This window comes from Blautia segnis, assembly GCF_014287535.1.
Taxonomy (GTDB): domain Bacteria; phylum Bacillota; class Clostridia; order Lachnospirales; family Lachnospiraceae; genus Blautia_A; species Blautia_A acetigignens.
Genome location: NZ_JACOOT010000031.1, coordinates 20,184 through 43,487 on the forward strand (window position 1 = coordinate 20,184; position 23,304 = coordinate 43,487).

Annotated in this window: 20 protein-coding genes and 1 tRNA gene; 1 reads left to right on the top strand and 20 read right to left on the bottom strand. The window is 44.8% G+C overall.

The annotated features are described in order from the left end of the window. Positions 1-47 precede the first annotated feature (47 nt). The 9 genes from H8S54_RS12950 to fba all read right to left on the bottom strand — a co-directional run bounded on the left by H8S54_RS12950 (position 48) and on the right by fba (position 11,972). A complete protein-coding gene (locus H8S54_RS12950; RefSeq protein WP_021924343.1) occupies positions 48-698 on the bottom strand; it encodes a restriction endonuclease in 651 nt (216 codons plus the stop codon). Between the two features lie 757 nt (positions 699-1,455). Next, positions 1,456-2,358: a radical SAM protein gene (locus H8S54_RS12955; protein WP_178105299.1), complete on the bottom strand. Its 903-nt coding sequence runs from the start codon at positions 2,356-2,358 to the stop codon at positions 1,456-1,458. Positions 2,359-2,362: 4 nt separating this feature from the next. Continuing rightward, entirely contained in the window at positions 2,363-4,138 is a 1,776-nt protein-coding gene (locus tag H8S54_RS12960; RefSeq protein ID WP_186901626.1) for a type 2 periplasmic-binding domain-containing protein, read from the bottom strand. Positions 4,139-4,145: 7 nt separating this feature from the next. Then, entirely contained in the window at positions 4,146-6,032 is a 1,887-nt protein-coding gene (locus tag H8S54_RS12965) for a sensor histidine kinase (protein WP_243176818.1), read from the bottom strand. Continuing rightward, positions 5,923-7,467 carry a response regulator transcription factor gene (locus H8S54_RS12970; protein ID WP_186901627.1) on the bottom strand — a complete coding sequence of 515 codons (1,545 nt, stop codon included), beginning with the start codon at positions 7,465-7,467 and terminating at the stop codon, positions 5,923-5,925. The genes H8S54_RS12965 and H8S54_RS12970 overlap by 110 nt, the downstream gene beginning before the upstream one ends. A 172-nt stretch (positions 7,468-7,639) precedes the next feature. Beyond that, positions 7,640-8,476, bottom strand: a complete 837-nt coding sequence (locus H8S54_RS12975) for a carbohydrate ABC transporter permease (protein WP_021924350.1) — start codon at positions 8,474-8,476, stop codon at positions 7,640-7,642. Further along, entirely contained in the window at positions 8,476-9,330 is an 855-nt protein-coding gene (locus H8S54_RS12980) for a carbohydrate ABC transporter permease (RefSeq protein ID WP_021924351.1), read from the bottom strand. The genes H8S54_RS12975 and H8S54_RS12980 overlap by 1 nt, the downstream gene beginning before the upstream one ends. Before the next feature lie 176 nt (positions 9,331-9,506). Then, entirely contained in the window at positions 9,507-10,784 is a 1,278-nt protein-coding gene (locus tag H8S54_RS12985) for an ABC transporter substrate-binding protein (RefSeq protein ID WP_021924352.1), read from the bottom strand. Between the two features lie 318 nt (positions 10,785-11,102). After that, positions 11,103-11,972, bottom strand: coding sequence for a class II fructose-1,6-bisphosphate aldolase (gene fba / locus H8S54_RS12990; protein WP_117851519.1), 870 nt, complete (start codon positions 11,970-11,972; stop codon positions 11,103-11,105). A 201-nt stretch (positions 11,973-12,173) separates the two neighbouring features. Here fba and H8S54_RS12995 point away from each other — a divergent pair. Next, positions 12,174-12,255: transfer RNA gene (locus H8S54_RS12995), tRNA-Tyr, on the top strand. Between the two features lie 110 nt (positions 12,256-12,365). On the opposite strand, the gene H8S54_RS13000 is transcribed toward H8S54_RS12995, so the two are convergent. From H8S54_RS13000 to H8S54_RS13050, 11 genes are all read right to left on the bottom strand, one after another. Further along, the gene (locus H8S54_RS13000) at positions 12,366-13,550 is read right to left on the bottom strand and encodes an MFS transporter (RefSeq protein WP_117851517.1); all 1,185 of its coding nucleotides are present in this window, start codon (positions 13,548-13,550) and stop codon (positions 12,366-12,368) included. Beyond that, the gene (locus H8S54_RS13005; protein ID WP_021926456.1) at positions 13,550-15,688 is read right to left on the bottom strand and encodes a glycoside hydrolase family 13 protein; all 2,139 of its coding nucleotides are present in this window, start codon (positions 15,686-15,688) and stop codon (positions 13,550-13,552) included. Before H8S54_RS13005 ends, H8S54_RS13000 begins: the two co-directional genes overlap by 1 nt. 322 nt (positions 15,689-16,010) lie before the next feature. Beyond that, on the bottom strand, positions 16,011-17,861 hold the full coding sequence (gene ftsH, locus H8S54_RS13010) for an ATP-dependent zinc metalloprotease FtsH (RefSeq protein ID WP_117851513.1): 1,851 nt from the start codon (positions 17,859-17,861) through the stop codon (positions 16,011-16,013). Positions 17,862-17,877: 16 nt separating this feature from the next. Then, the gene (hpt, locus tag H8S54_RS13015) at positions 17,878-18,405 is read right to left on the bottom strand and encodes a hypoxanthine phosphoribosyltransferase (RefSeq protein WP_021926454.1); all 528 of its coding nucleotides are present in this window, start codon (positions 18,403-18,405) and stop codon (positions 17,878-17,880) included. Then, positions 18,398-19,837 carry a tRNA lysidine(34) synthetase TilS gene (tilS, locus tag H8S54_RS13020; RefSeq protein WP_117851511.1) on the bottom strand — a complete coding sequence of 480 codons (1,440 nt, stop codon included), beginning with the start codon at positions 19,835-19,837 and terminating at the stop codon, positions 18,398-18,400. Before tilS ends, hpt begins: the two co-directional genes overlap by 8 nt. 27 nt (positions 19,838-19,864) lie before the next feature. Then, entirely contained in the window at positions 19,865-21,355 is a 1,491-nt protein-coding gene (locus H8S54_RS13025; RefSeq protein ID WP_117851509.1) for a SpoIIE family protein phosphatase, read from the bottom strand. 139 nt (positions 21,356-21,494) lie between these two features. Next, entirely contained in the window at positions 21,495-21,809 is a 315-nt protein-coding gene (locus H8S54_RS13030) for an FtsB family cell division protein (RefSeq protein ID WP_243000201.1), read from the bottom strand. Beyond that, positions 21,763-22,266, bottom strand: coding sequence for a spore cortex biosynthesis protein YabQ (yabQ, locus tag H8S54_RS19405; RefSeq protein WP_021926451.1), 504 nt, complete (start codon positions 22,264-22,266; stop codon positions 21,763-21,765). The genes H8S54_RS13030 and yabQ overlap by 47 nt, the downstream gene beginning before the upstream one ends. Before the next feature lie 3 nt (positions 22,267-22,269). Beyond that, the gene (gene yabP, locus H8S54_RS13040) at positions 22,270-22,551 is read right to left on the bottom strand and encodes a sporulation protein YabP (RefSeq protein ID WP_021926450.1); all 282 of its coding nucleotides are present in this window, start codon (positions 22,549-22,551) and stop codon (positions 22,270-22,272) included. Between the two features lie 81 nt (positions 22,552-22,632). Further along, positions 22,633-22,872 carry an RNA-binding S4 domain-containing protein gene (locus tag H8S54_RS13045; RefSeq protein WP_021926449.1) on the bottom strand — a complete coding sequence of 80 codons (240 nt, stop codon included), beginning with the start codon at positions 22,870-22,872 and terminating at the stop codon, positions 22,633-22,635. A gap of 103 nt (positions 22,873-22,975) precedes the next feature. Beyond that, the gene (locus tag H8S54_RS13050) at positions 22,976-23,251 is read right to left on the bottom strand and encodes an HU family DNA-binding protein (protein WP_117851504.1); all 276 of its coding nucleotides are present in this window, start codon (positions 23,249-23,251) and stop codon (positions 22,976-22,978) included. Positions 23,252-23,304: the final 53 nt, after the last annotated feature.

Below are 23,304 nucleotides of genomic sequence, written 5' to 3' on the forward strand. Positions count from 1 at the left end.
TTAGTCAATTCGTTCCCTTTATTTTATGTAGAACCCGTCGGAAATGTTTATGACTTGGGTTTCAGAAAATATACGTGGACAAAATAAATCAGTGCTGGAATCAGAAATACAAGATTGATTCCATTGACTGTAAAGCCAGAAAAAACAGGCGCTTTCAATGAAAAGCCAAGAAACAGGTACAAGGCGCCGCAAAGAGTGCTGGCTCCCCAGTTTCCAAATCCAAGCCAGCCAAGAATTCCTGCAAAGATCAGGCAGAATTCTCTGTAATACATAAGAAACTCTCGCTGGGAAAAGGGAAAGGCATTTCGAAGCAGGTAAAATCCCAGAATAATTTCCAGGATATTCATAATCCGCATCACCTCAAAAACCAGGCTGGTGCTTTTCAGAAGGGAGCAGTTTTCCCATAATTTCACATCTAATTTGTTGGCTGCGCTGATGGCCGCTTTGGTAAAGGTGCCGTTGGTCATAACAATGCAGCGGTCACAGTCGTAATATTTGCCACCGGCGTATACCTCCTGAACTGCCTTGTTTCCAACCGGATAGGAGTAGTATTTGCACTGGATCGCATACTTGGAAAAATGCTTGTAGGCGATGATGTCAACTCCCTGATCGCCGCTTTTCTTAGTGACTTCTACATGGTGAAAACCCTTTCTTCGCAGCATTTGTGCGCATCTGTGCTCATATTTATGTCCGTTCATCTGGTAAAATTCCTTTGTTTCGTGTATGTGTTTCGTGATTTTGTGCAAAAATATCTAAAATCGTTTCACTCTTTTTTCAAATGTATTTCACATTTTTGTCACATTTGTTTCGTATATTATTAACTGTAGAAAGCACCAAGTCTTTCTTAATTTAATATTTTTCTTTTTCATACGCGCCGGTGCGAAAGCACCGGCCTCCTTCCATTTCAGGAGAAATTTTCCACGTTTTTGATAAGATATTTCTATATTACTATATATCCATCAAAAAGTAAACGTTTGCTATCTCATTATTGTTTTAACAACCTTCTTGTTGCTTTGTATTGACATACCAGTATTTTTAAAATAGACTATTCTTACAGTAAATAAAAAGGTAAATCCAATAAGTGTTGGAAATATGACCCTCAATAACGACACAGAAATTACCCATTCTGTAGCACACTTGAGCGCTTAGTCACCGCTATTAGCAAGCTTCCCCAAGAGGGAGACATCAAAAAGTTGCAGGGAACTGACGGTTACCGTTTACGAGTTGGTGATTTTTGTGTAATATTTGATGTGAATGGAATTATTGTTGATATCATTGAAATTGGAAATCGCGGTCAGATTTATAAAGTCAGGATGAACTTTCCCCAGATGCACAGAGGCGTGTGCTCCTGGACTATGCTAAGAATAACAGAATCTTGCTGCTGCCAAATCTCAGGGACATCCTTACCTTGTGCCTGTGACACCTGGGCGGTTTTCTTATCTCATTAAATTCTTTTCATACCCCTTCATAATCAAACGCCGGAATAAAGCTCTCCTTGGCAGTTTCCCCGTCCTGGAAATAGCCGTTTTCGATACCAAGCGCAATCGCTCCGTCTAACACCTTCTCATATTCCCTTCTTGTCACCTTTCGGTTCAGTTCCTGGTATTTCTCCTGTTTGAAAACTGGCGTGTACTGGTTCATTACGCTGATAAAAATATCATTTCCGTAAGTCTCATGCAGTTCCTTCAGCACAGCCAGGGAATTTCTGGTATGTCCCGGCAGAATCAGGTGGCGGACAATGGTTCCCCTTCTGATATAGCCATCCTCCACGAACTGACAGGGGCCAGTCTGGCGAACCATCTCGGCAATGGCGGCACGGGCCTTCTGCGGATAATCCTCTGCATGGGAAAAAGCAGCGGCAAGCTTTTCATTCGCATATTTCATATCCGGCAGATAAACATCCACATATCCTTCCAGCAGCCGAAGGGTTTCCACATTTTCATATCCGCTGGAATTATACACTACCGGCAGCATCAATCCCTTTCTTCTGGCGATTTCCAGGGCGGAAATAATCTGCGGTACATAGTGAGCACCTGTCACCAGATTCAGATTCGCCGCCCCCTTTTGCTCCAGCTCCAGAAAAATATCTGCAAGCCGCTGCACCGTAATCTCTTTTCCGCTGTCCCCAATGGCAATGTCCCGGTTCTGACAGAAACAGCAGCGCAGTCCGCAGCCGGAAAAAAATACAGCTCCGGAGCCTTTTTTACCGGAAATACAGGGCTCCTCCCACATATGAAGAGCGGCACGGGCAGCTCTTATTCTACTGTCCATGCCGCAATAGCCGCGCATTCCCTCCAAACGGTTCACTTTGCATTCCCGAGGACACAAGGTACAATTCTCTAATAATTTCTCATACATCAGCTTATGAATTCTCCTCTCTGATCTTCTCAGTTAGTTCCTGTCCTCCCTGCGCATACCATTCCTGTACAAATGTATCAAAATAGTCCATAGGCTGCTCTCCCATAATCAGCTGAATAAACGCATTTTTTTCCAAAGAGGCTAGTATATTGGGAACTTCACCGTCAGACTCTTCCAGATACTGTCGCTGCAAAGGTTTATAGTTTCCATCTACAAGCACTCCCACAGCAGAAATCCTTGATTTATATGCAGCCCAATCCTCTGCTGTTACATCCTCGCCGCTTAAATATTTTATGCATGCACTGTAATAAGATTTTTCCAATGCGCTTAAATTGCTTTCCTTCTGTGTTCCTGCAATTACACGACGAATATCCTTTGTGACATTGTATATTGCTTCGTTGTAATCCACATTAATTACCAACGGACGGGCAGTAGGATCTACATTCAGGCCAAAGTAGCTGTTAATCTCATCTGCATTTTCCTTATCCTCAAAGCGGCTGTAATCAAACAGTACGCTGACAATCTTCATAATAATTTCGGGATGCTCATAGCCCTTGCGTACCACTACATATTTGTTATCTGAAAAAGAAGTATACACGTTATTTTTTTCCTGATAATCTGCGGTCAGATAATAGGGTTCCCAGTCAGCCTCAGGATCATTCTCAATTTCCTCCATAAGCGGATTGTTTGGAGTCCACCACAGTCCGAAAAATGCTCCGCATTTTCCTTCCACAACAAGATCCCTTAAATTATTCTGAGCCCGAAGCGCAAAATTCTCATCCAATATTCCTCTTTTGTATAATTCACGAAGATAAGCCAGGGCGGATTTCGTTTCCTTTGTCAGGGAACCATAAACGATTTCTCCGTTTTCATCCTTGATCCATCTTCTGGGATAAGCATAAAACTTCTCAAATACAGGCTCCACAGAATAATTCTGACTGGTTACAGAAACTAAATTCGTATCACATACCAGGCCTACAGGCTCTTCCCCTTCTTCAGCTCCCATTCTGTTTTCCTGGAAAGCCTGGATAATATCCATGGCTTCCTCAAAACTCTCCGGCTCCTCAAGACCAAGCTGCTCCATCCAATCCTTTCTAAGCCACAAAAGACATGGACCATGGTCAATCACAGCTTCCGGAAGTGCCATCAGTTTTCCGTCAAAGGTTCCGGCGCCAAGAAGCTGAGAACCATAGCTGTTGTACATAGCTTTAATCCTTGGAGAAGTACAGTTTGCATAAACCTCTGTCAAATCTTCAATAAGGTCATTTTCAACCAGATTATACAAAGTTTCCCTATCACAAACTACCAGCACATCAGGCAAAGTATGATCGTTAACCAGCACATTCACATAATCATTATAACGATCCTCCCGCTCCATATAGATACTCTGGTTCTGAACATTCAGAATTTCTTTTAAGTAGCGGGTATAAGCATTGTCTTCATAAGTATTTCCTTCCGGAAGGTTGGAATTATTAGCGCCGTTCAGCTGACCAAGAGTATAGGTTACAAGCTCCGGATATTTCCCATAAGCAGTGGTAGAAGCTTTTTCCCAGGAATTATCAGAGTCTGCTTTCCCATTATCATCTGAAGTGGCATCGCTGACTGTGCTATTTGTATTACCGGTTATTCTTTCGCTATCCGAACTTTCTGCATTTTCTGCTTTTAGTTCCCCCCAGTGTTTCGATTTTTCATTTTCACTGTTCTTAACTTTACAGCCCCCTAAAGAAAAGGCCATGGAAAAAGCAAGCCCAAAAGCAAGTAGTCTTTTTTTATTCTTCATCTTCCCATCACCTTTCCTTTTTGTCAGTCTGCAAGCTGTTGTCATCTGAATTCTGAAGAAACTTCTTGGCAGAAAATATTTCCTCATCTCTCGTTTCTTTGTCTGCACTTTGACAGGGAATCCGCATTTCTACCCTGGTGCCTTGACCGATCTTACTATATATCCGGATTGCATACCTCTCTCCATAGAGAAGCAGCATTCTGTCATTTACATTCTTAAGTCCGTATCCGGAAACCGGATAGTTTACCAGCTTATCTGCCTCTTCCTGCTTCATTCCCGGACCATTGTCTTCCACTGCAAGAAGTACATCCTCTTTGTCCTTTACAAAGAACAGCTTCAGTATCTTCTCTCCATCTTCCTTCATGTCAAGGCCATGCTCCAGTGCATTCTCCACCACCGGCTGCAAAAGCAGCTTCGGTACAATATCTCCTTTTACCTCAGGATCAATTTCCCACATAACCTGAAACTCATTATCATGCATTACCAACTGAATATCAAGATACGCCTTGATATTCTGAATACAGTTATCAACTGTAACCATATCCTGCCCTTTACTTAGCGCAGTCCGATAAAACATGGATAAGGACAAGGTTACCTTACTGATTTCCTTCTGATGACTGCGGATTGCCATCCAGTTGATAATAGACAGGGAATTATAAAGAAAATGCGGATTGATCTGAGCTGTCAGGGCCTTAAGTTCAAACTCCTTCAACGCAATCTTATTTTCATAAACCTCATGGATCAGACGGTTGATTTCATCCATCATGCTTCGAAAGCTCCGGATCAGAAGTCCAATCTCATCATCTGCATCACTATCTACCGTAACCTCCCGGCTTCCCTGGTTTACGCGGTTCATATTGTCTGTAAGTTCCTCGATCTTTCGGGTAAAAATCCTGGAAAAAGCAAGTCCCAGCACCAGAATGATTATCAGGCAAACTGCAATCAGCGGAATCTCGCTCACCAGAATTCCGGAAACAGAGCTGTTAACTGCTGACTGCAGCTTATACAGGTAAAAATTCCATCCGCAAGATGCATTCCTGCGTTTTACAAAGGCATAATCCTTCTGTCCAGACTCCAGATTTTCACAGGAAACCAACGGCTCCGGCTCATTTGCTTTGGCATTTTCATCTATGAGCAATTCCTTCTGAAAAAGAACATTCCCATCTTCGTCCAGAATAATTCCGCCTGAACCTTCTGAAATAATGTTTTCAAAGGTTTGAAAAATTTTGTTGTAATCCAAGGTAATGCACAAAACTGCGGTCTGCTCTCTTCCCTGATAAATTCGCCTTACTGCTGCTATTTCCGGTCTTTCCCTGTCAACTACCCATTGAACGGAAACGTCCTCTTTCAGATGCTCATACCACCATTCTTTTTCTACCTCGCTTAAAGGCACAAGGGTATACTCATGACGCACCTTAATGCTTTCTGCAAAAAGCTGAATCTGCAGGATTGCATTATGATAGGATTTTGGTACGGTAAGAAGCGGATCTGCCACTTCCGTATATTTCTTATAGGCATAATAATTATCCATATTTTTCTCTGTAATCAGATCTTCGATATCAGGGGAATAGGTTAGATAATTCAAAAGACTGGAAAAAACTTCGATCTGACTGTCCACTCCCTCTCCTGTCTGCTCCAGGATGGAGGACATGTCCTCCATCTCTTTTTCATAGAGCAGGCTGCTCATACGGTCATGGCTGTACCATACCAGCAGGATCATGGGAGCCAGGCTTGCAGTCACAAGAAGAACAATTAATTTGTGACGATATTTCATATTCTGAAATTTACATTTTATTGCTTCCGTTACTCTCATCCTCTTCACCGGTTCCTTTCCGATAGGATTCCGGACTGCATCCATAATATTCTCTGAAGCTTCTGCAGAAATAGGAAACATTCGGAATTCCCACCTGTTCACTAACCTGCGCTACCTTCATATTGGATGAGCACAAAAGCTCCTTCGCCTTTTCCATGCGCACCACACGTATAAAACGGTTCAGGTTCATGCCAGTTTCTTTTTTGAAAATAAAGCTGAGGTAGCCGGATGACAGATATACCTTCTCTGCCAGAGTCTCCAGGCTTAGATCCTCTGCATAATGCTGATAGATATAATTTTTCACAGAAGCTACCTCATCCCTGGAACCGCTCATAGAGCGCTCCAGAAATTCCTCATACTTCTGAATATTCTCCTGTGTAATGGCAAGGATCTGTTTCAGATTCGTGCAGCTATACAGGCGTTCTACTTCATGATCCAGCTTGTACTCTTCTGAAAACTGATTTTCCTGAAACAGCTCCTGAATCACGTTTGAAAAAACAAATTTCACATACATAGCGGAAAAACGGGTGTCATTTTCATATTTCTTTACCAGACATTCAAAATGCTTCTTCAGCTGATCTACATCCTTACGGGAAATATCCTCAGAAATCTTCTCCATTAATCTGGAATCCTGAGTTTCTGCACTTACCGGATGATTCTCATCTCCTTCATTTGTAAATACATGCATATCAGGATGATAAAATTTTTCTTCCATGGTCTGCTCCAGCTGAGCCATAATCTCAGGAAGTGCTTCATGTCCCTCGAATCGGCTGCTTACTGCCAGATGGAAGCTGCCGGGATACTTCTGCTTCAGAAGGTCATACAGATGTTTGGCAACCAGCTGATAGTCGCAGTACACATCGGAAAAGAACAGCACAGATTGTCTGGTATTCAGATTCAGATAAAAAAAGTTTCGATGCAGATCTTCCATAAGCTCCTTATCAATGCTATCTGATACTGTATCAAAAAAGGTTTTATCAGATTCTATAAGAATGGCACAATGCCACTGTTCCCAGCTAGATGCATCCAGAATATCTCCGGCTTTTTTCAGCACTTCTTCATTTCCGGAGTACAGATATGCCTGAAGAAAATACTGAAGAAGAAAGTTTTTTTCCTTCTCAGCCTTCTGTTTCTGAGTTCTTCTGCTTGATATCTCGGCCTTCACCTTATTGATGGTCTTATGAAAGGTATCCGGATCCACAGGCTTTAATACATATTCCTTTACTCCATAGCGCATGGCCTCCTGAGCAAAACCAAAATCACTGTAGCCGCTGAAAATTACTATTGGAATCTCCGGATTTTCCTCACTTACCCTGGCAGCCAGCTCCAAGCCGTCCATATGGGGCATTTTAATATCAGTAAGAAGAAAATCTATTTCCTGGCTGTGTATAATATTAAGCGCCTGTTTTCCATTGGATGCTTCCTGAATCTCATATTCTCCTTCTTCCATGGAAAGAAGAAATTTAATTCCCTCACGTTCGATTTTTTCATCGTCGGCAATTAAAACTCTATACATATATATTTTCTCCGATCTTAGTGAATATAAAGATAGCCCTCTGCATTACTGCAAAGAACTATCTTTATTTTATCATAAAAACTATCTTTATTTTATCATTCCGGTGTCATATTGAAAAGAGAATTCTTCCCGAAAATATAATGAAAAAATCGTCTGTTTTCACAAATCTGAATCAGCCTTTTACGGCTCCTGCAACAACACCTTCAATAATATATTTCTGGCATACCAGATAAACAATAACAATTGGAATAATATCGATCATAATACTTGCCATCATAGGTCCCATCTGTACATGACCGTAGCTTCCACGGAAGTACTGGATTGCCATTGGAATGGTCTTATATTTCTTAATATCCAGAACCAGAGTCGGCAGAAGATAATCATTCCATACCCACATTAATTCCAGAATTGCAGTGGAAATAATGGTTGGTTTCAAAATCGGAATCAGAATTTTAAAGAAAACCTGAAGTGGACTGCAGCCATCGATCATGGCAGCTTCCTCGATCTCAAGAGGGCTTCCTTTTACAAATCCTGTAAACATAAATACAGCAAGTCCGGCACCAAAGCCAAGGTAAACGATGCAGATGGTGTACGGGCTGTTCAGACGAAGTGTATCCGCTGTTTTTGCCAGCGTAAACATAACCATCTGGAAAGGAACAACCATACTGAATACGCAAAGGTAATACAGAACCTTGGAGAGTGTTCCGTTTACACGAACAATGTACCATGCGCACATGGAGCAGCACAGTAAGATCAAAACAACAGACATTACAGAAATTACAAGGCTGTACCAGAAGGATTTCAGGAAATCCATCTGTGTAACACTGGCAACAAAGTTCTGGATTCCATTCCAGGTTTCAGATGTAGGAAGCTGAAATACGCCAGATGTAGTAATCGCAGATTCTACCTTCAATGAGTTAAATAAAATCATGACGATCGGATAAATCCAGATAATTGAAATGATCGTAAGGATTATGGTTGGAATAATACTTTTTTTCTTATCTGCCATTATGCCTGCACCTCCTTAGATGATGTTGAGCGAAGCTGAATCAAAGCGATTACAACAACCAGAACAAAGAATACAACCGCCTTTGCCTGGCCAATGCCTTTCCACTGTGGGCCGCTTCGACCATAGAATGTATCGTAAATGTTCAGAGCCAGCAACTGGGATTTCTTTCCAGGATCTCCACCTGTAAGGGAAAGGTTCTGGTCGAACATCTTGAATCCGTTTGTAAGTGTAAGGAATGTACAAATTGTAACAGATGGCATAATCATCGGAATCTTAATCTTAAACAGAATCTGTGATGCCGTTGCACCATCAATCTGTGCTGCCTCAATAAGATCAGGTGATACGTTATTCAGACCAGCCACATAGATGATCATCATATATCCAATCTGCTGCCACAGCAGAAGGACAATCATTCCAATAAAACCATTTGTTGCAGACAGTTTCAGAAGAGGCTGTCCCCACATGGAAAGCAGACCGTTCAACAGTGTCTGCCAGATATAACCAAGTACAATACCACCAATCAGGTTTGGCATAAAGAATACAGTACGGAATGCATTCGTTCCTTTAAAGCCCTTTGTAAGAGCAAGTGCAATGGAGAATGCCAGCACGTTAATCAGAATACTTGATACAAATGCAAATACAACGGTCAGCCAGAATGCGTGACTGAAATCACCGCCGATCATAATTTTCTTATAGTTGGCAAGACCAACCCAAACTACGTCTTTTACTGTAGTGAATTTACAAAATGAAAGGTAAATTCCCCAGATAAAAGGCCACAGAAAGCCGATAATAAATGCAGCAAATGTGGGTAATACAAATACAGGCCACCATTTTTTCAAAGATTTTCCTACCATCTTCGCTCCTCCTTTTCCCATATAACACTATGAAACTATTTTCAGTGCTTTTCCTTTCCAACAAAATGGGGGAGGCAAGTTCACTGCCTCCCCACCCTGTTCACCATTCTATGATTCTGGAATGTCTTCCTACCATATTATCATATACTGTTGGAAAGATTTATTTATTACTTTGATTATTCAGAAAGAGCTTTCTCTGTTGCCCATCCGTCAACGAATGCAGATACAACATCATCCCACTCACCTGCACCAGCTGCATATGATGTAAGAGCAGTACCAAGACCATTCTTCCACTCTTCAGATGGCATTGTTGTGAAGTTCCATGATACTGGTGTAAGACCGGATTCTGTGTAAGCCTGATCCTGTTTTACAAATACGTTAGTAGGTTCTTCTGCTGTTTTGAAAGGAATTGTGAAGCCCATGTCTTCTCCCATAGCCTTTGTTCCTTCGTCAGAAGTTACACACCAGTTCATGAAATCAAGTGTTGCCTGAATGTCGTCCTCAGAAGCTTCTTTATTTACGCACCAGTAGTTCTCTGTACCGGTTGCAAGTCCTTCGTTTTCATCGTCAACACCGAAGTAAATCGGAATCATAGCCAGCTCATCATCGCTGTATGTCTTGGACAGTTCGCCATACTCCCAGGAACCGTTCTGATAGAATACTGCATCACCGTTGATGAACTCGTTACGGGAATCATCTGCTGTCTTAGCGGAAAGATCTGCTCCATCGCAGGTTGAATCTGTGATGTAAAGATCAAATACAGCCTTGTAATTGTCAAGGTATGTTCCCTTAATAGCATCTGTATCATCGATACCGTCTGCTTTGTATTCATAATAGATTGGCAGGTTTGCAAGATGTGTTTTGAATCTCCAGTCAGAGGATCCATCCATACCAGCGCTTGTGAAAGCACCCTTTACACCCAGCTCATCTTTTCTTGCCTGGATATCATCAGCTACCTTCTTCAGATCTTCAAAGCTCTTGATATCATCTACAGTGTAACCAGCTTTTTCAAGTAAGGTCTTGTTTACGATCAGTCCGTAGGACTCGATTACGTATGCAATACCGTCAACTGCGTCACCGTCTTTTACAGTGTAGGAATCAGAGGTAAGCTGTGAATAAATATCAGTTCCGGACAGATCATAGCAGTAATCTTTCCAGTTCTTAAGTCCTACAGGTCCGTTTACCTGGAACAGTGTAGGAGCATCACTCTTAGCCATCTCAGACTGAAGTGTTGTCTCATACTGTCCGGAAGCTGCTGTAACAACGGTTACCGGAACGCCTGTCTCCTCTGTATATTTAGCAGCTAAGTTCTGCCAGGCTTCATCCTGCTCTGGTTTGAAGTTTAAGTAGTAAACCTTTCCTGCTGCGTCATCAGCCATAACTGGTAATGCCGGTACCATAGAAGCTGCCATAACTGCGCTAAGTCCCATTGCTGCGATTTTTCTCATCTTCATAATTCTTACTCTCCTTTTTTTAAGAATCTGTTTTCTTAAGCTGGTTATATAGTACTGTTTTTTGTATGAAAAAACCATGATAAAAATCCAAGAAACATGTTCATTTTTCAAGAGAGTAAATTTGGTACATGAAATTTTTGTCACAATCTGTCTAAAACGGACGGAAAATTTATTGGAGCATGGTTCTTTTAAACAAAAAGCCATGGCAGCTGGCCACGGACTTTCCTGCAGTTTTGTTATTTTGTTTTCAGTTCAAAAAAGGAGGACTGCAAAAGCAGTCCTCCTCTGGCTTTCCGCAGATGCGGAACAAAGTCATATTCAGGCTTTTCCAACGGATCCGAAGATCTCCATTTTCTCTTTAACAGTAGCTTTGATAGCCTCGAAGCCAGGTGCAAGAAGTTTACGTGGGTCATATCCTTTACCCTGCTCATCCTTGCCTTCCTCGATGTATTTACGTGTAGCTGCTGCGAAAGAAAGCTGGCACTCTGTGTTAACGTTGATCTTGGAAACTCCAAGGTCGATTGCTTTCTTGATCATGTCTGTAGGAATACCTGTACCACCGTGAAGTACTAACGGCATGTCCCCTGTAAGCTGCTGAATAGCATCCAGAGTCTCAAAGCTTAAGCCCTTCCAGTTAGCCGGATATTTACCATGGATGTTACCAATACCTGCTGCCAGGAAATCGATACCAAGATCAGCGATCATCTTGCATTCCTTAGGATCTGCGCACTCGCCCATACCTACAACGCCGTCTTCCTCTCCACCGATGGAGCCAACCTCTGCCTCGATAGACATTCCGTGCTCTCTTGTGATCTTAACCAGCTCTGTAGTCTTAGCAACGTTCTCTTCGATCGGGTAATGAGAACCGTCGAACATAATGGATGAGAATCCAGCCTCAACACATTTCAGGCATCCTTCATAGGAACCGTGATCCAGATGAAGAGCAACCGGAACAGTAATCTTCAGCTCTTCCATCATGCCTTTCACCATACCAACAACAGTCTTGTAACCAGTCATATACTTACCAGCACCCTCAGAAACACCCAGGATAACCGGGGAGTTCAGTTCCTGTGCTGTAAGCAGGATAGCCTTAGTCCACTCAAGGTTGTTGATGTTGAACTGACCAACTGCATAATGTCCAGCTTTTGCTTTTTTGAGCATCTCTGTTGCATTAACTAACTCATACATGATAAAATTCCTCCTATCTTTGGAAACACCTTAACTATTTCCATTGCTTGTAGTTTAGCAGATTTTTTTCAATTCGTCTAGCTATTTGCAAAAAAAATGGATTATTGATTGTTTTTTTCATTTCTAAGCAGCAAAAGGTGTAAAAAAAGAAAAAATAACTTGCAAAATATGCCGGGATTGTATATAATGGAACAGGTTCATGGATGGATTCCCGAGTGGCCAAAGGGGACAGACTGTAAATCTGCTGGCGATGCCTTCGAAGGTTCGAATCCTTCTCCATCCACTACGTATCTCCCGAATATAGTTCGGGAGATCTTTTTGTCTAATACCAAATCTTTTCATATAGAAAAAACTCTGGAACATATCGCCATACATTCCAGAGTCCTTTCACCTTTATGCTTTCTTTCTTAATTTCGAGATCATTTCCACTCCCACGATCAGCAGAACCGGAAATACCAGAGCTGCGAAAATACCGGTTTTCAGGTTATCGTGAAATCTGCTGGAGATCATTCCCACGTAGGTAGGTCCTGAGGAGCATCCCAGGTCACCGGCCAGGGCAAGAAGTGCAAACAGCGCTGTACCGCCCCTTTTCATGGCAGCGGATGCCATACTGAAGGTGCCCGGCCACATAATTCCAACGGAGAGGCCACAAAGCGCACAGCCCAGGAATCCAAGTGCCGGAATAGGAATAAATGCAATCATCAGGTAGGATACAATGCAAAGAGCCGCGCTCCACTGCATAAATCTCTCAAGATTAATCTTGTCCCCGAATTTTCCGTAAAAAGCTCTGGAGCATCCCATCAGCGCCGCAAAGGACAGGGGACCTGCCAGATCTCCCACTGTTTTACTGAAGCCAAAGCCTTTCTCTGCAAGGGCAGATGCCCACTGGCTCACCGCCTGCTCGCTGGCACCGGCACACAGCATCATAAGCATCAGCACCCAGAAAATTTTCATGCTGAACAGCTCTTTCATGGACATTCCCTTCTCTCCCTCTTCCAGAAGGGACGCCATGGGAACCCGTGTAAAGACCGCTGCGTTGCAAAGAGGGACAATGGCCCAGATCACAGCCAGGATCTTCCAGTTGGAAATTCCAAATACAGTAAAAAACAGGGTGGAAACAAGCACAACGCCCACATGTCCCCAGCAGTAAAAGGAATGCAGAAGACTCATAGCCTTCTCCTTATTATCTGTAGGGCATGCCTCCACAACCGGGCTTACCAGCACCTCCAGAAGTCCGCCGCCAGCTGCATACACCAGCACAGCCAGAAACAGGCCCACAAAGGGATCACTCATAACCTCTGGCAAAATGGTAAGCAAAATAAGTCCCAAAGCTGCCAGCAAATGTGCCAAAATCATAGATGCCCGATAACCAATCCGGTCCACAAACCCAATGGACACCAGGTCAATGATCAGCTGCAGACCGAAATTAAAAGTAACCAGCAAGGTAATCTTCTCCAGGGAAATCCCATAAGTCCCCTGAAAAGTCAGAAACAGCAGCGGCACAAAATTATTTACAATCGCCTGCACCACATACCCCACGAAACAGGCCTGCAGAGTTCTGTTATAATTCTCTTTCATCAATTTTCCTCTTCCACAAAAATCGTAGGATTCTCGCATTTATGATACAGCACCATTGCACCAAACGCAGGCATTGGCACTTTGATCACGCCGGCTTTGGCGGTGTATTCGTATTCCTCGGTTGTGTATCCATCCCTGTAGGACAGCATGATTCTTTTCAGCACAGAATCGCGGAGTCTGCTGATTCCGGTCTTCCATACTTCGATTTCTACCTCGCGGTCCTCATTCCGGTTGTTTAAGATCACGATCATTCTCTCATCATGGGAAAATCTTCCGAAGCAAAGTCCCTGATAATCGTTCCACAGGAACACTAAGGAGCCGTTGCTGAGGAATCCGTATTCTTTATGGATCTTGATCATATCCCTGTGGAATGCAATCATCATCTGATCCTCATGTCCCCACGGATAAGTTCTTCTGTTATCCGGATCGGTAAATCCACAGACGCCAGCCTCATCTCCATAATAAACAGTAGGCGCACCCGGCCAGGTCATCTGTACCACAACGCCTTCACGCATCACTGCCGGATTTATATTCTGGGAAGCAGCCTCCGCTCCTGCATAGGAAATTCGTCCTACCCTGCGGTTGGTTCTGGTCAGGAATCTGGAATGGTCATGGTTGGAAAGCTCATTCATGGAAGTATAAAGGGCGGACATATGAAGGGCTCGCATATGAGTCTTCATAGCCCCGATAAAGGCATCACTGTTTCCATAAAGGTCATCCCTGCACTCATCACTGTGCTTCTCCATACCGGTCAGGAACCAGGTCAGCGGCTCCATAAATGCGTCATAGTTCATGACCGTATCCCACTCATCACCCTGCAGCCAGCTCTCCGGGTTGCCGTAATGCTCAGCCAGAATAATGGCATTGGGGTTGGCATCCTTCACAGCCTTGCGGAAATCCTTCCAGAACTGGTGGTTAAACTCATTGCTGTGTCCAAGGTCTGCTGCCACATCCAGTCTCCATCCGTCTACATTGTACGGAGCGGAAACCCATTTTTTGCCAATCTCAAGGATCTTGTCGTAAAGCTCTCTGGAAGCCTCATAGTTCAGCTTCGGCAGTGTATCATGGGTCCACCAGCCATCGTAGGTTGGGTTATACGGCCAGCGGTTCTCATCATAGAAATTAAAATAGTATCTGTAGGGGCTGTCTGCAGAAATATAAGCACCCTTTGGATATCCCTCCTGGTTCTCATAGATCCGCTCTCTGTCCATCCATTTATTGAAAGAGCCACAGTGATTAAATACACCATCCAGGATCACCTTCATGCCGCGTTTATGAATCTCATCTACCAGATGGGCAAACAGTTCATTGCTGGCTTCCAGATTCTTCTTATCTGTCACACGCTTGATAAACTTCTGCGCATGTGCATTCTCGCGGTCCCCTTCATTCAGAAGCCCACCCTCTATATCCTCCACGATCTTGCCGTAATGAGGATCCACGTACTCATAATCCTGAATATCATACTTGTGGTTGCTTGGGGAAACGAAGATCGGGTTCAGATAAATAACATCCACGCCCAAATCCTGAAGGTAATCCAGCTTATCCAGAATACCCTGCAGGTCTCCGCCGTAGAACTCTCTTACGCCCATAACTGCCGGAACCTTGCCCCAGTTACGGACTCTTGATGTGGTATCTCCAATATAGAAATACTCCCTGTCCTCCACATCATTGGACGGGTCTCCGTTATAGAAACGATCCACAAAAATCTGGTACATAACCGCACCCTTGGCCCACTCCGGTGTATCATAATCCGGATAAATCTCGAACTCCAGTCGTTCCTCCGGGTTCATGGAAACACCCTGGTAATTATAATAACAGGTCACCCATCCATAGGTGATCTCAAAATGGTAGCGGACGATCTCCTCTCCCATAATAATAGAAGTCTCATAATAATCAAATCCGTTTGACTTAGCTACACGCTCCATCTGCTGGCGCTTGCCGTCGTATACCAGATAAACCATATCTACATTATTTCGCTTGGTACGGAAACGGATCCTTACTTTCTCTCCTGCCTTAGGGTTTGACGGACAGCGGTAATAATCAGAACCATCGCTAAACAATGCCTCTGTGTTCAAAACCGGTCTCATATTCAAGATATACTGCATTTTTTTCATTACATCTGCATTATTACGCTCCATAACGTCCCTCTTTCATTCTGCACTCATTCATTCTGCATTTATTTTAACTGAAATTCCTGTTTTCCACAACAGTTAAAATTCGGCTTATCCTCCAAACTTCCGTTTATGTTCAAGGCGTTTTCACCAAAGTTTTTGATCTAGCCCCTATACGTAAAAAAGACAGCCGATGAAAGCTGTCTTTTTTGGAGAAGGTATTTCTTCTTATGGGGTGTAGCAAAAACTATATAATGTATTGGGGGGTTTTTACGATGTATATAGTACCATGCGGCAACGAAAAAGTGTGCACAAACTTCACAAAAATTGATATTATTTTTTGTGCATGTTATATACTCTCGTTGTTTTCACCCTGATTTTCCATTGTAAAAAGTGCTTCAAACTCTTCCCGATGTACTTTTTCCTTCTCGAGAAGAAGCTTCGCACAGCCATGAAGAACGTCCATATGCTGGGAAATAATCTTCACAGCATTCTCATGGCATTCCTCAATAATACGGTGGATCTCACTGTCAATGGCCTTGGCCACATCCTCGCTGTATCCGCGGGTATGGGCAAGATCCCTGCCGATAAATACCTCATCATCGTCGTCTCCATAGGAGATCAGACCAATCTTATCAGACATGCCGTACTTGGTCACCATAGCTCTGGCCTCGCTGGTAGCACGCTTGATATCATTGGAAGCACCTGTTGTAATGTCCCCGAAAATCAGCTCCTCTGCCACGCGGCCTCCAAGGAGGGTGGTAATATCCTGGAGCATTTTGCCCTTGGTGTTGAACATCTCATCATTCTCAGGAAGAGGCATGGTATATCCCGCAGCGCCCATTCCGGTAGGAATAATGGAAATGGTATAAACAGGCTCCATATCCGGCAACACATGGAATAAGATTGCATGGCCTGCTTCGTGATAAGCAGTGATGCGCTTCTCTTTCTCAGAGATCACCTTGCTCTTCTTCTCAGCTCCGATGCCGACCTTGATAAAACTGTTCTTAATATCCTTCTGGCGGATAAAAGAATGGCCTTTCTTTGCAGCTGCAATGGCAGCCTCATTCATCAGGTTCTCCAGATCAGCGCCGGTAAAGCCAGCAGTAGTCTGGGCGATCTGCTTCAGATCCACATCCTCTCCAAGAGGCTTATCCTTGGCATGAACCCGAAGAATCTCCTCACGGCCTTTAATATCCGGACGTCCCACTCCAACCTTACGGTCAAATCTTCCTGGACGGAGAATAGCCGGATCCAGAATATCCACACGGTTGGTGGCAGCCATTACAATGATTCCCTCATTCACGCCGAAACCATCCATCTCTACCAGAAGCTGGTTCAGGGTCTGCTCTCTCTCATCATGGCCGCCGCCCATTCCGGTACCACGCTGTCTTGCCACAGCATCGATCTCATCAATGAAAATAATACATGGTGCATGGCGCTTGCCTTCCTCAAAAAGGTCTCGCACACGGGATGCACCTACACCGACAAACATTTCCACAAAGTCAGATCCGGAAATGGAGAAGAAAGGAACTCCTGCTTCCCCTGCAACCGCCTTGGCAAGAAGAGTCTTACCGGTACCTGGAGGGCCTACAAGGATTACGCCCTTGGGGATTCTAGCACCCACTCTGGTATACTTCTGTGGATCCTTCAGGAAATCTACAACCTCCTTCAGTTCCTCCTTCTCTTCCTCAAGACCGGCAACATTCTGGAAGGTAACCTTCTTGTCATCCGGCATGGACATTCTTGCACGGCTTTTGCCGAAATTCATCATCTTGGCATTGGTACCGCCGCCACCGCCTGACATCTGGCGGTTCATCATCATCATGAGAAAAATAATGAGACCGCAGGTAAGGAGCACCGGAAATACAGAGGTGAGAAATACGCTCTGCTTGGGTACATCCTCAATAGCGGGATCCAGCCCGTTCTCACGGAGAAGCTGCTCTGCCTCACTTACATCTGCCACATAAATACGCTTCTGTCCTTCGTCCTTGATGCTTGCGATCACAGAACCTGTAGGAACCTCACTGTTCTGGTGGATCACGGCATCATTCACCTTGCCGTCTTCCAGGGCCTGCTCAAGCTGTCCCAGAGTATAGTCGCTCTGAGTCTGCACCTGATTGTTCAGATACAGATACCCTGCAATCAAAGCTACGATCAGAACAAGATACAAGCCGATTCTGCCTGACTGCTTATTCACTTGTATAATTCTCCTTTCATTCGAACTCTACCACACCGATGTATGGCAGATTTCTGTATTTCTGGGCATAGTCAAGACCATAGCCCACAACAAACTCATCCGGAATATTGAAGCAGCAGTAATCCACATCAACGCCCTCAACCACTCTGCGGTCCGGCTTGTCAAGCAGGGTACAGAGCTTCACGCTGTTGGGGTTACGTCTCTTCAGAACATCCAGCAGATAGCTTAAGGTTCTTCCGGAATCAATAATATCCTCTACAACCAGAACTTCTTTATCCTCAAGAGGCTGATCCAGATCCTTGACGATCTTGACAACTCCGCTTGATTTGGTGTCGTCTCCGTAGCTGGAAACAGACATGAAATCAAGAGTTACCGGTACTGTGATTCTCTTAGCCAGCTCGCACATGAAAAATACACCGCCCTTAAGAACACAGATCATGTGAATTTCTTTGCCCTTGTACGCTTCGCTGATCTGGGCAGCAACCTCGCAGATACGTTTTTCTACTGTTTCCTCATCCAGTAAAACCCTAATTTTCTCACTCATGATTATCTTTTCCTCCTTGGTATTGTATTTCCAATATTCTCCTGGTTCTGGGAGTAATCTTATAGTTCTCGTTAATTCTGCCTCCCACCACCCACAAAACCTCAGATCCGGCCACCAGAAGGGGAATCTTATCTCTTTCTTCTGATGGAATCTTCTCATCTATGAAATAGCGGTTCAGCTTCTTATGGCTTCCCGCCTCATCCACGATCAGAAAATCCCCCGGCCTGCGGGTTCGGATGGACAATTCCTGTTTTATTCTATCATAATCCAGCCATTTCGTATATGCTTTTTCTTCAATCTTCTGGCCCTGATTTAAAATTATTTGGGTAAAAAATGGATTTTCCCTGAAAAAAGTTCTCCCCGGGATCAAAAGCTCCTGCATTTCCGTTGTTTCCAACTGCCTGCTTTCCATCTTTCCAATGAAAATGCCGCCGTAGGTGCGCTGGGCCTTCAGGCCGTAGGGCAGGCTGATCTGCCTTCCCACCTGAAGCGCCAGAAGCCCGGCAGTACTTTTTATATGAACGGCTGTAAAATCCTTTCGCCTGCCTGCCAGCTGCTCAAACACCCCTAACACGCCATAGGAAGACACAACAGGCTCTTTTTGCCAGAATTCTTCCGAAAGAAGCATCCCGTTCTCCCGCTTCTGTCCGTATTTTTCCACCAGAAGAGCGCCCTGGCGGGATAAGTATTCCTCAGCCTGCGCCGCCAGCTGGGCCGTCTCTGCCATATGGCGGATGCTTCCCTGGTTGATCTCATTTTCCAGAAGGGGAAGAATCCTGTGACGGATACGGTTCCGGGTGTATTCCTCTGTCAGGTTGGTACTGTCTGTAATATAAGGTATATGCTCTTCCATTAAATAATTGACAATTTCCTGCTTGTTTAAACACAAAACAGGGCGGATAATGCCATCTCTTACCGGCAAAATCCCCGCCAGCCCTTTCAGCCCGGTTCCCCGGCAGAGATTGTGAATGAGAGTCTCCGCCGCATCGTTCTCATTGTGGGCAAGGGCAATACGGTATTCCAGAGGATTTGCGCCGTCTTCCAGCTTCCTGGAAACAGCTTCTCCCTGCAATTCCCTAAAGTCCTGTTTCGCCCGGGCAAAAGCTTCCTGTCTTACTTTTCTCCCTGTCTCTTCGGTTCCCATCTTCCATTTCTTTGAAAGCTCCAGAACTGGATAATGATAGGACAAAAAAGGAATTCCCCAGCTGCGGCAGGTGTCCTGCACAAGAGCTTCATCCCGGTCTGCCTCCTCCCCGCGGATTCCATGATGTACGTGTACCGCGCACAGGGAAAAAGGAACTTCCTGGCTGTACTTTCTTAACATGTCCAGCATTGCCATGGAATCTCCGCCGCCGGACACACCTGCCAGAACCACATCCCCGTGGTTTATCATATGATGTTCTTCAATATAAGACTTTACTTTATGATACATGATGTACCTGACTTTCCTTTATGCTTCTTACTTCTTCCACATTCCCGCTACCAGAACGGTCATGTCATCTCTTGCGCAGTAATCGCTGTACCCAAGCACCCTCTCCAGAATACTCCTGCTCATCTCCCTTGGCGTCTCCTCGTGGATGTCCATAATGATCTCCTTCATGGTCTCTTCCTCCCGCTCCGGCGGCAGCGCATCCAGCACGCCATCTGTCATCATGATCAGATAATCCCCGTGATACAGCTTCCTTGAGGAGGTCTCGAAATCCACCTGCTGCATCAGCCCTGCTGCCAGACTCTCAGAAGAGATGGCTTCCACCCAGTGATCCCTTTTGATAAAGGTGGCGCAGGCACCTGCCTTCAGGAAATTGCAGATTCCGGTGTACAGATCCACTGCACAGATATCTACTGTAGAAAACATGCCGTCCTGTCCCTTCATCACAAGAGCAGAATTTACCATTTTCGCAGCAGTCTCCTGGGAAAAGCCGGATTCCAGAAACTGTTCCAGCAGTTCTACCACTTTCTCGCTCTCTCTGCTGGCCTCCACCCCAGAGCCCATGCCATCCGAAAGGCACATGACAAACCGCCCGGCTTCTTCCTGCCGGCAAATATAATTGTCTCCGGAAACATTCTCCTGCTCCTTGGTCAGCTTGGCCACTCCGTAAAGCACCTGGTAGCTTACGTCCTCCACAAAATGAACGGTGTGAAATTCCCCGTTCACGATCCGTCTGCCTCCCCTGGCTGCCGCCATTGGCGTACCGAATTCCCTGGACAAAAGCTGAGCCACCTCATTGACGGAAATACATTGTCCGCTCCTTGCCCGCATGGTCAGAAAGATCTGTCTTCTTCCTTCCACCTTATCCATAACCCAGACCTGCTTTACCACAATGTGGCGCTTCCGAAGAAGCTTCTGCAGATCCAGCATCAGGGAGGGCTCAGCCAGGGAAATGTCGTACAAATCATCTGCCACCATGTCCATGATCCTGGACATTTCCTGCAGCTGCTGTGCCACAGCAAGGCGGCTCTCGATCATCCGGTTGTCCCAGATCAGCCGCTGCCTTTCCCTTTGGAAGCCTTCCTTTAAAGCTTCATAATACTGTACAAAGCGGCTGCATACGCTCATCCAGTCGCTCTTTTTCTCCTGTATGTCCTGGGGATCTCCCGCTTCCATGGAGCGGAGCATCCGTTCCGTCCCCCGGTACATTTCCTGTGACTGGCTGCCCCAGCAGATTTCCCGCTGATAGCAGTGACTGCACACATTCTCACAGGCTTCCCGGATAATGGAATCCACCTGCCCGCTGCTTAAGTAATCCTTCCTGTAGGGAAGTCCGTAAAAGCTGTCTGCAAGCTTCCGAAAGGACGCCGCATACCGCTCTACCTTCTCCTTCTGGGGATTTTTCTCCTGCTCAGGCTGCTCTGCCTTCCTGAAACTTCTTCCCCGGAAAAAAGTTTTTGCCATGTCCCGCAGCACCAGCAGCACACTGATCACGAGCATGGCAATCATCCATTCCTGCATATTCTCCCCTCCCCCTGTACAGCCTTATGCCTATTATAGGGGAGCGGTATGAAAATATATGTCAAACACAGACGAACACTTTCAAAAAGTTTTCGTCAGAAAATCCTATCCTTCGTTCCTTCTCTTATGCGGCAGCGGATCAGTTCGCCTCCTGGAAAATAATCTCATTGTCCTTCACAAGGCCTAACTTCTCTCTGGCAGCCTGCTCTGCATATTCATCCGTCTGCATGTATTCCTTCAGTTCCTTGATCTCCTCCGTGCGGGCCTGCTCTTCCTCCAGCTGCTGGGACAGCGCCTCAGCCCTGGTCTCATATCCGGCGAGAGATTCCTTAAGGTCACGGCTCTGCACCATAAGAGACAGAAGCAGTACCAGAACGATCAGAGAAATCCCAAACATTCCAAGCTGATTATACCCTATTGTCTTTTTTCTTTGTTTTTTCCCTGATTTTCCCAACTTTCCTGCCTTTCTTCGTCTGCAAGGGATTTCTGGTACTATTTTTGTACCGATTTGCAGATTGTCTAGCCAAAATTTTACAACTTTTCCCCCAAAATAGCAACCTGTTTGAAAGCTTTTTTGAAAATTTTTTCATAAATCTGACAGGTATTTCCAGGATTTTGTAACAGATCAGCTCGAATGCTGATGCTAAGGTCAGATATGTAAAAAAGGCACCGGACAACAGCCCGAAAAACAGAAAATTCCGGAGAATGCCCTGGTTGGTCTGATAGATTCTAGCAAAAACAAGCATGGTCAGGACCAGCCAGTACAGAATGTCAAAAAGCCCTGAATACGCCGAACTGCGGGAAAAAAGCCGCCTTATGACGCGGATCAGACGGTAGAATAAAAGAAGTCCGGCTCCCAGCACAAAGGACTGCAAAAAAAGCCAGATCTCATACTGAATATAGGTGCTCATCCTTTAGCGGAACATCCTTTTAAGCAGAGGTTCTTCTTTTCGCACAGAATCTTTTGATAAATAGACAAGAGAATCCACATGTCCGGCAAGAGCAGCTTCTCCTTTTTCCAGGTTCAGTCCTTTTACATGAAGCTGGCTGCCCCGAATCTGCAGCCTTCCGTCAGCAGTCTGAAGGAGGATTTCTTTCTCATCGAAAGATACCACGTCCTTCACCCCTGTGACAAATGCTTCCTTCCTGTTATCCAGCGTCAGCCTGTGGGATGTATTTACTGATTTCTCTTCCAAATCCCTCTCTCCCGAATATGTGGGTTCAATGATAATCTATGTGCTTCCTGGGGAAAATATGCCTTACCCCCGGCGAGCCTTTTAAATATAACGGTAAAGATTCTCCACTTCTTCTTTCTTTACCGTTTCCTTCACATCCAGCACTTCCACCTTCACATTGCGGCTTCCAAACTGGATTTCGATGGTATCGCCGGTCTTCACCTGCACGGAAGCCTTGGCCGGCTTGTCATTTACCAGCACTCTTCCTGCATCGCAGGCCTCATTGGCCACTGTCCGTCTCTTGATCAGGCGGGATACTTTCAAAAATTTATCTAATCTCATAATTTACTCCTGTTTCTTATACGACCCGTTCACATGTTCTTTGTCACGCAGGGACAAAAAAAGAGGGAACCGAAAAAGTTCCCCCTGGCAAAAGCCTCCGCTATTATGCGTTTACCATATCCTTTAAAGCTTTTCCAGCTTTGAATTTCGGAGCCTTGGAAGCTTCAATCTTCATGGTCTCACCAGTCTGAGGATTTCTTCCCTCTCTGGCAGCTCTCTCGCTGACTTCGAATGTACCAAAGCCAACTAACTGAACTTTCTCACCTTTTTTCAGTTCTTCAGATACAACGTCGATGAATGATTTTAAAACAGCTTCAACGTCCTTTTTGGACAGATTAGTTTCTTTCGCCATAGCTGCTACTAATTCAGTCTTATTCATGGTGTTTCCTCCTCTAATAATTCTTCTATCTATATATATACCTTTTGCCCTGT

What these genes read in the sequence shown, in the direction of transcription:
- H8S54_RS12970 (WP_186901627.1), bottom strand. Translation starts at nt 7,467, where the DNA reads ATGTATAGAGTTTTAATTGCCGACGATGAAAAAATCGAACGTGAGGGA.
- H8S54_RS12960 (WP_186901626.1), bottom strand. Translation starts at nt 4,138, where the DNA reads ATGAAGAATAAAAAAAGACTACTTGCTTTTGGGCTTGCTTTTTCCATG.
- H8S54_RS13005 (WP_021926456.1), bottom strand. Translation starts at nt 15,688, where the DNA reads ATGGAGCGTAATAATGCAGATGTAATGAAAAAAATGCAGTATATCTTG.
- H8S54_RS12965 (WP_243176818.1), bottom strand. Translation starts at nt 6,032, where the DNA reads ATGTTTCCTATTTCTGCAGAAGCTTCAGAGAATATTATGGATGCAGTC.
- H8S54_RS13025 (WP_117851509.1), bottom strand. Translation starts at nt 21,355, where the DNA reads ATGCAGGAATGGATGATTGCCATGCTCGTGATCAGTGTGCTGCTGGTG.
- fba (WP_117851519.1), bottom strand. Translation starts at nt 11,972, where the DNA reads ATGTATGAGTTAGTTAATGCAACAGAGATGCTCAAAAAAGCAAAAGCT.
- H8S54_RS13000 (WP_117851517.1), bottom strand. Translation starts at nt 13,550, where the DNA reads ATGAAAGAGAATTATAACAGAACTCTGCAGGCCTGTTTCGTGGGGTAT.
- H8S54_RS12955 (WP_178105299.1), bottom strand. Translation starts at nt 2,358, where the DNA reads ATGTATGAGAAATTATTAGAGAATTGTACCTTGTGTCCTCGGGAATGC.
- tilS (WP_117851511.1), bottom strand. Translation starts at nt 19,837, where the DNA reads ATGTATCATAAAGTAAAGTCTTATATTGAAGAACATCATATGATAAAC.
- H8S54_RS12980 (WP_021924351.1), bottom strand. Translation starts at nt 9,330, where the DNA reads ATGGTAGGAAAATCTTTGAAAAAATGGTGGCCTGTATTTGTATTACCC.
- yabQ (WP_021926451.1), bottom strand. Translation starts at nt 22,266, where the DNA reads ATGAGCACCTATATTCAGTATGAGATCTGGCTTTTTTTGCAGTCCTTT.
- H8S54_RS13045 (WP_021926449.1), bottom strand. Translation starts at nt 22,872, where the DNA reads ATGAGATTAGATAAATTTTTGAAAGTATCCCGCCTGATCAAGAGACGG.
- H8S54_RS12975 (WP_021924350.1), bottom strand. Translation starts at nt 8,476, where the DNA reads ATGGCAGATAAGAAAAAAAGTATTATTCCAACCATAATCCTTACGATC.
- H8S54_RS12985 (WP_021924352.1), bottom strand. Translation starts at nt 10,784, where the DNA reads ATGAAGATGAGAAAAATCGCAGCAATGGGACTTAGCGCAGTTATGGCA.
- H8S54_RS13050 (WP_117851504.1), bottom strand. Translation starts at nt 23,251, where the DNA reads ATGAATAAGACTGAATTAGTAGCAGCTATGGCGAAAGAAACTAATCTG.
- hpt (WP_021926454.1), bottom strand. Translation starts at nt 18,405, where the DNA reads ATGAGTGAGAAAATTAGGGTTTTACTGGATGAGGAAACAGTAGAAAAA.
- H8S54_RS12950 (WP_021924343.1), bottom strand. Translation starts at nt 698, where the DNA reads ATGAACGGACATAAATATGAGCACAGATGCGCACAAATGCTGCGAAGA.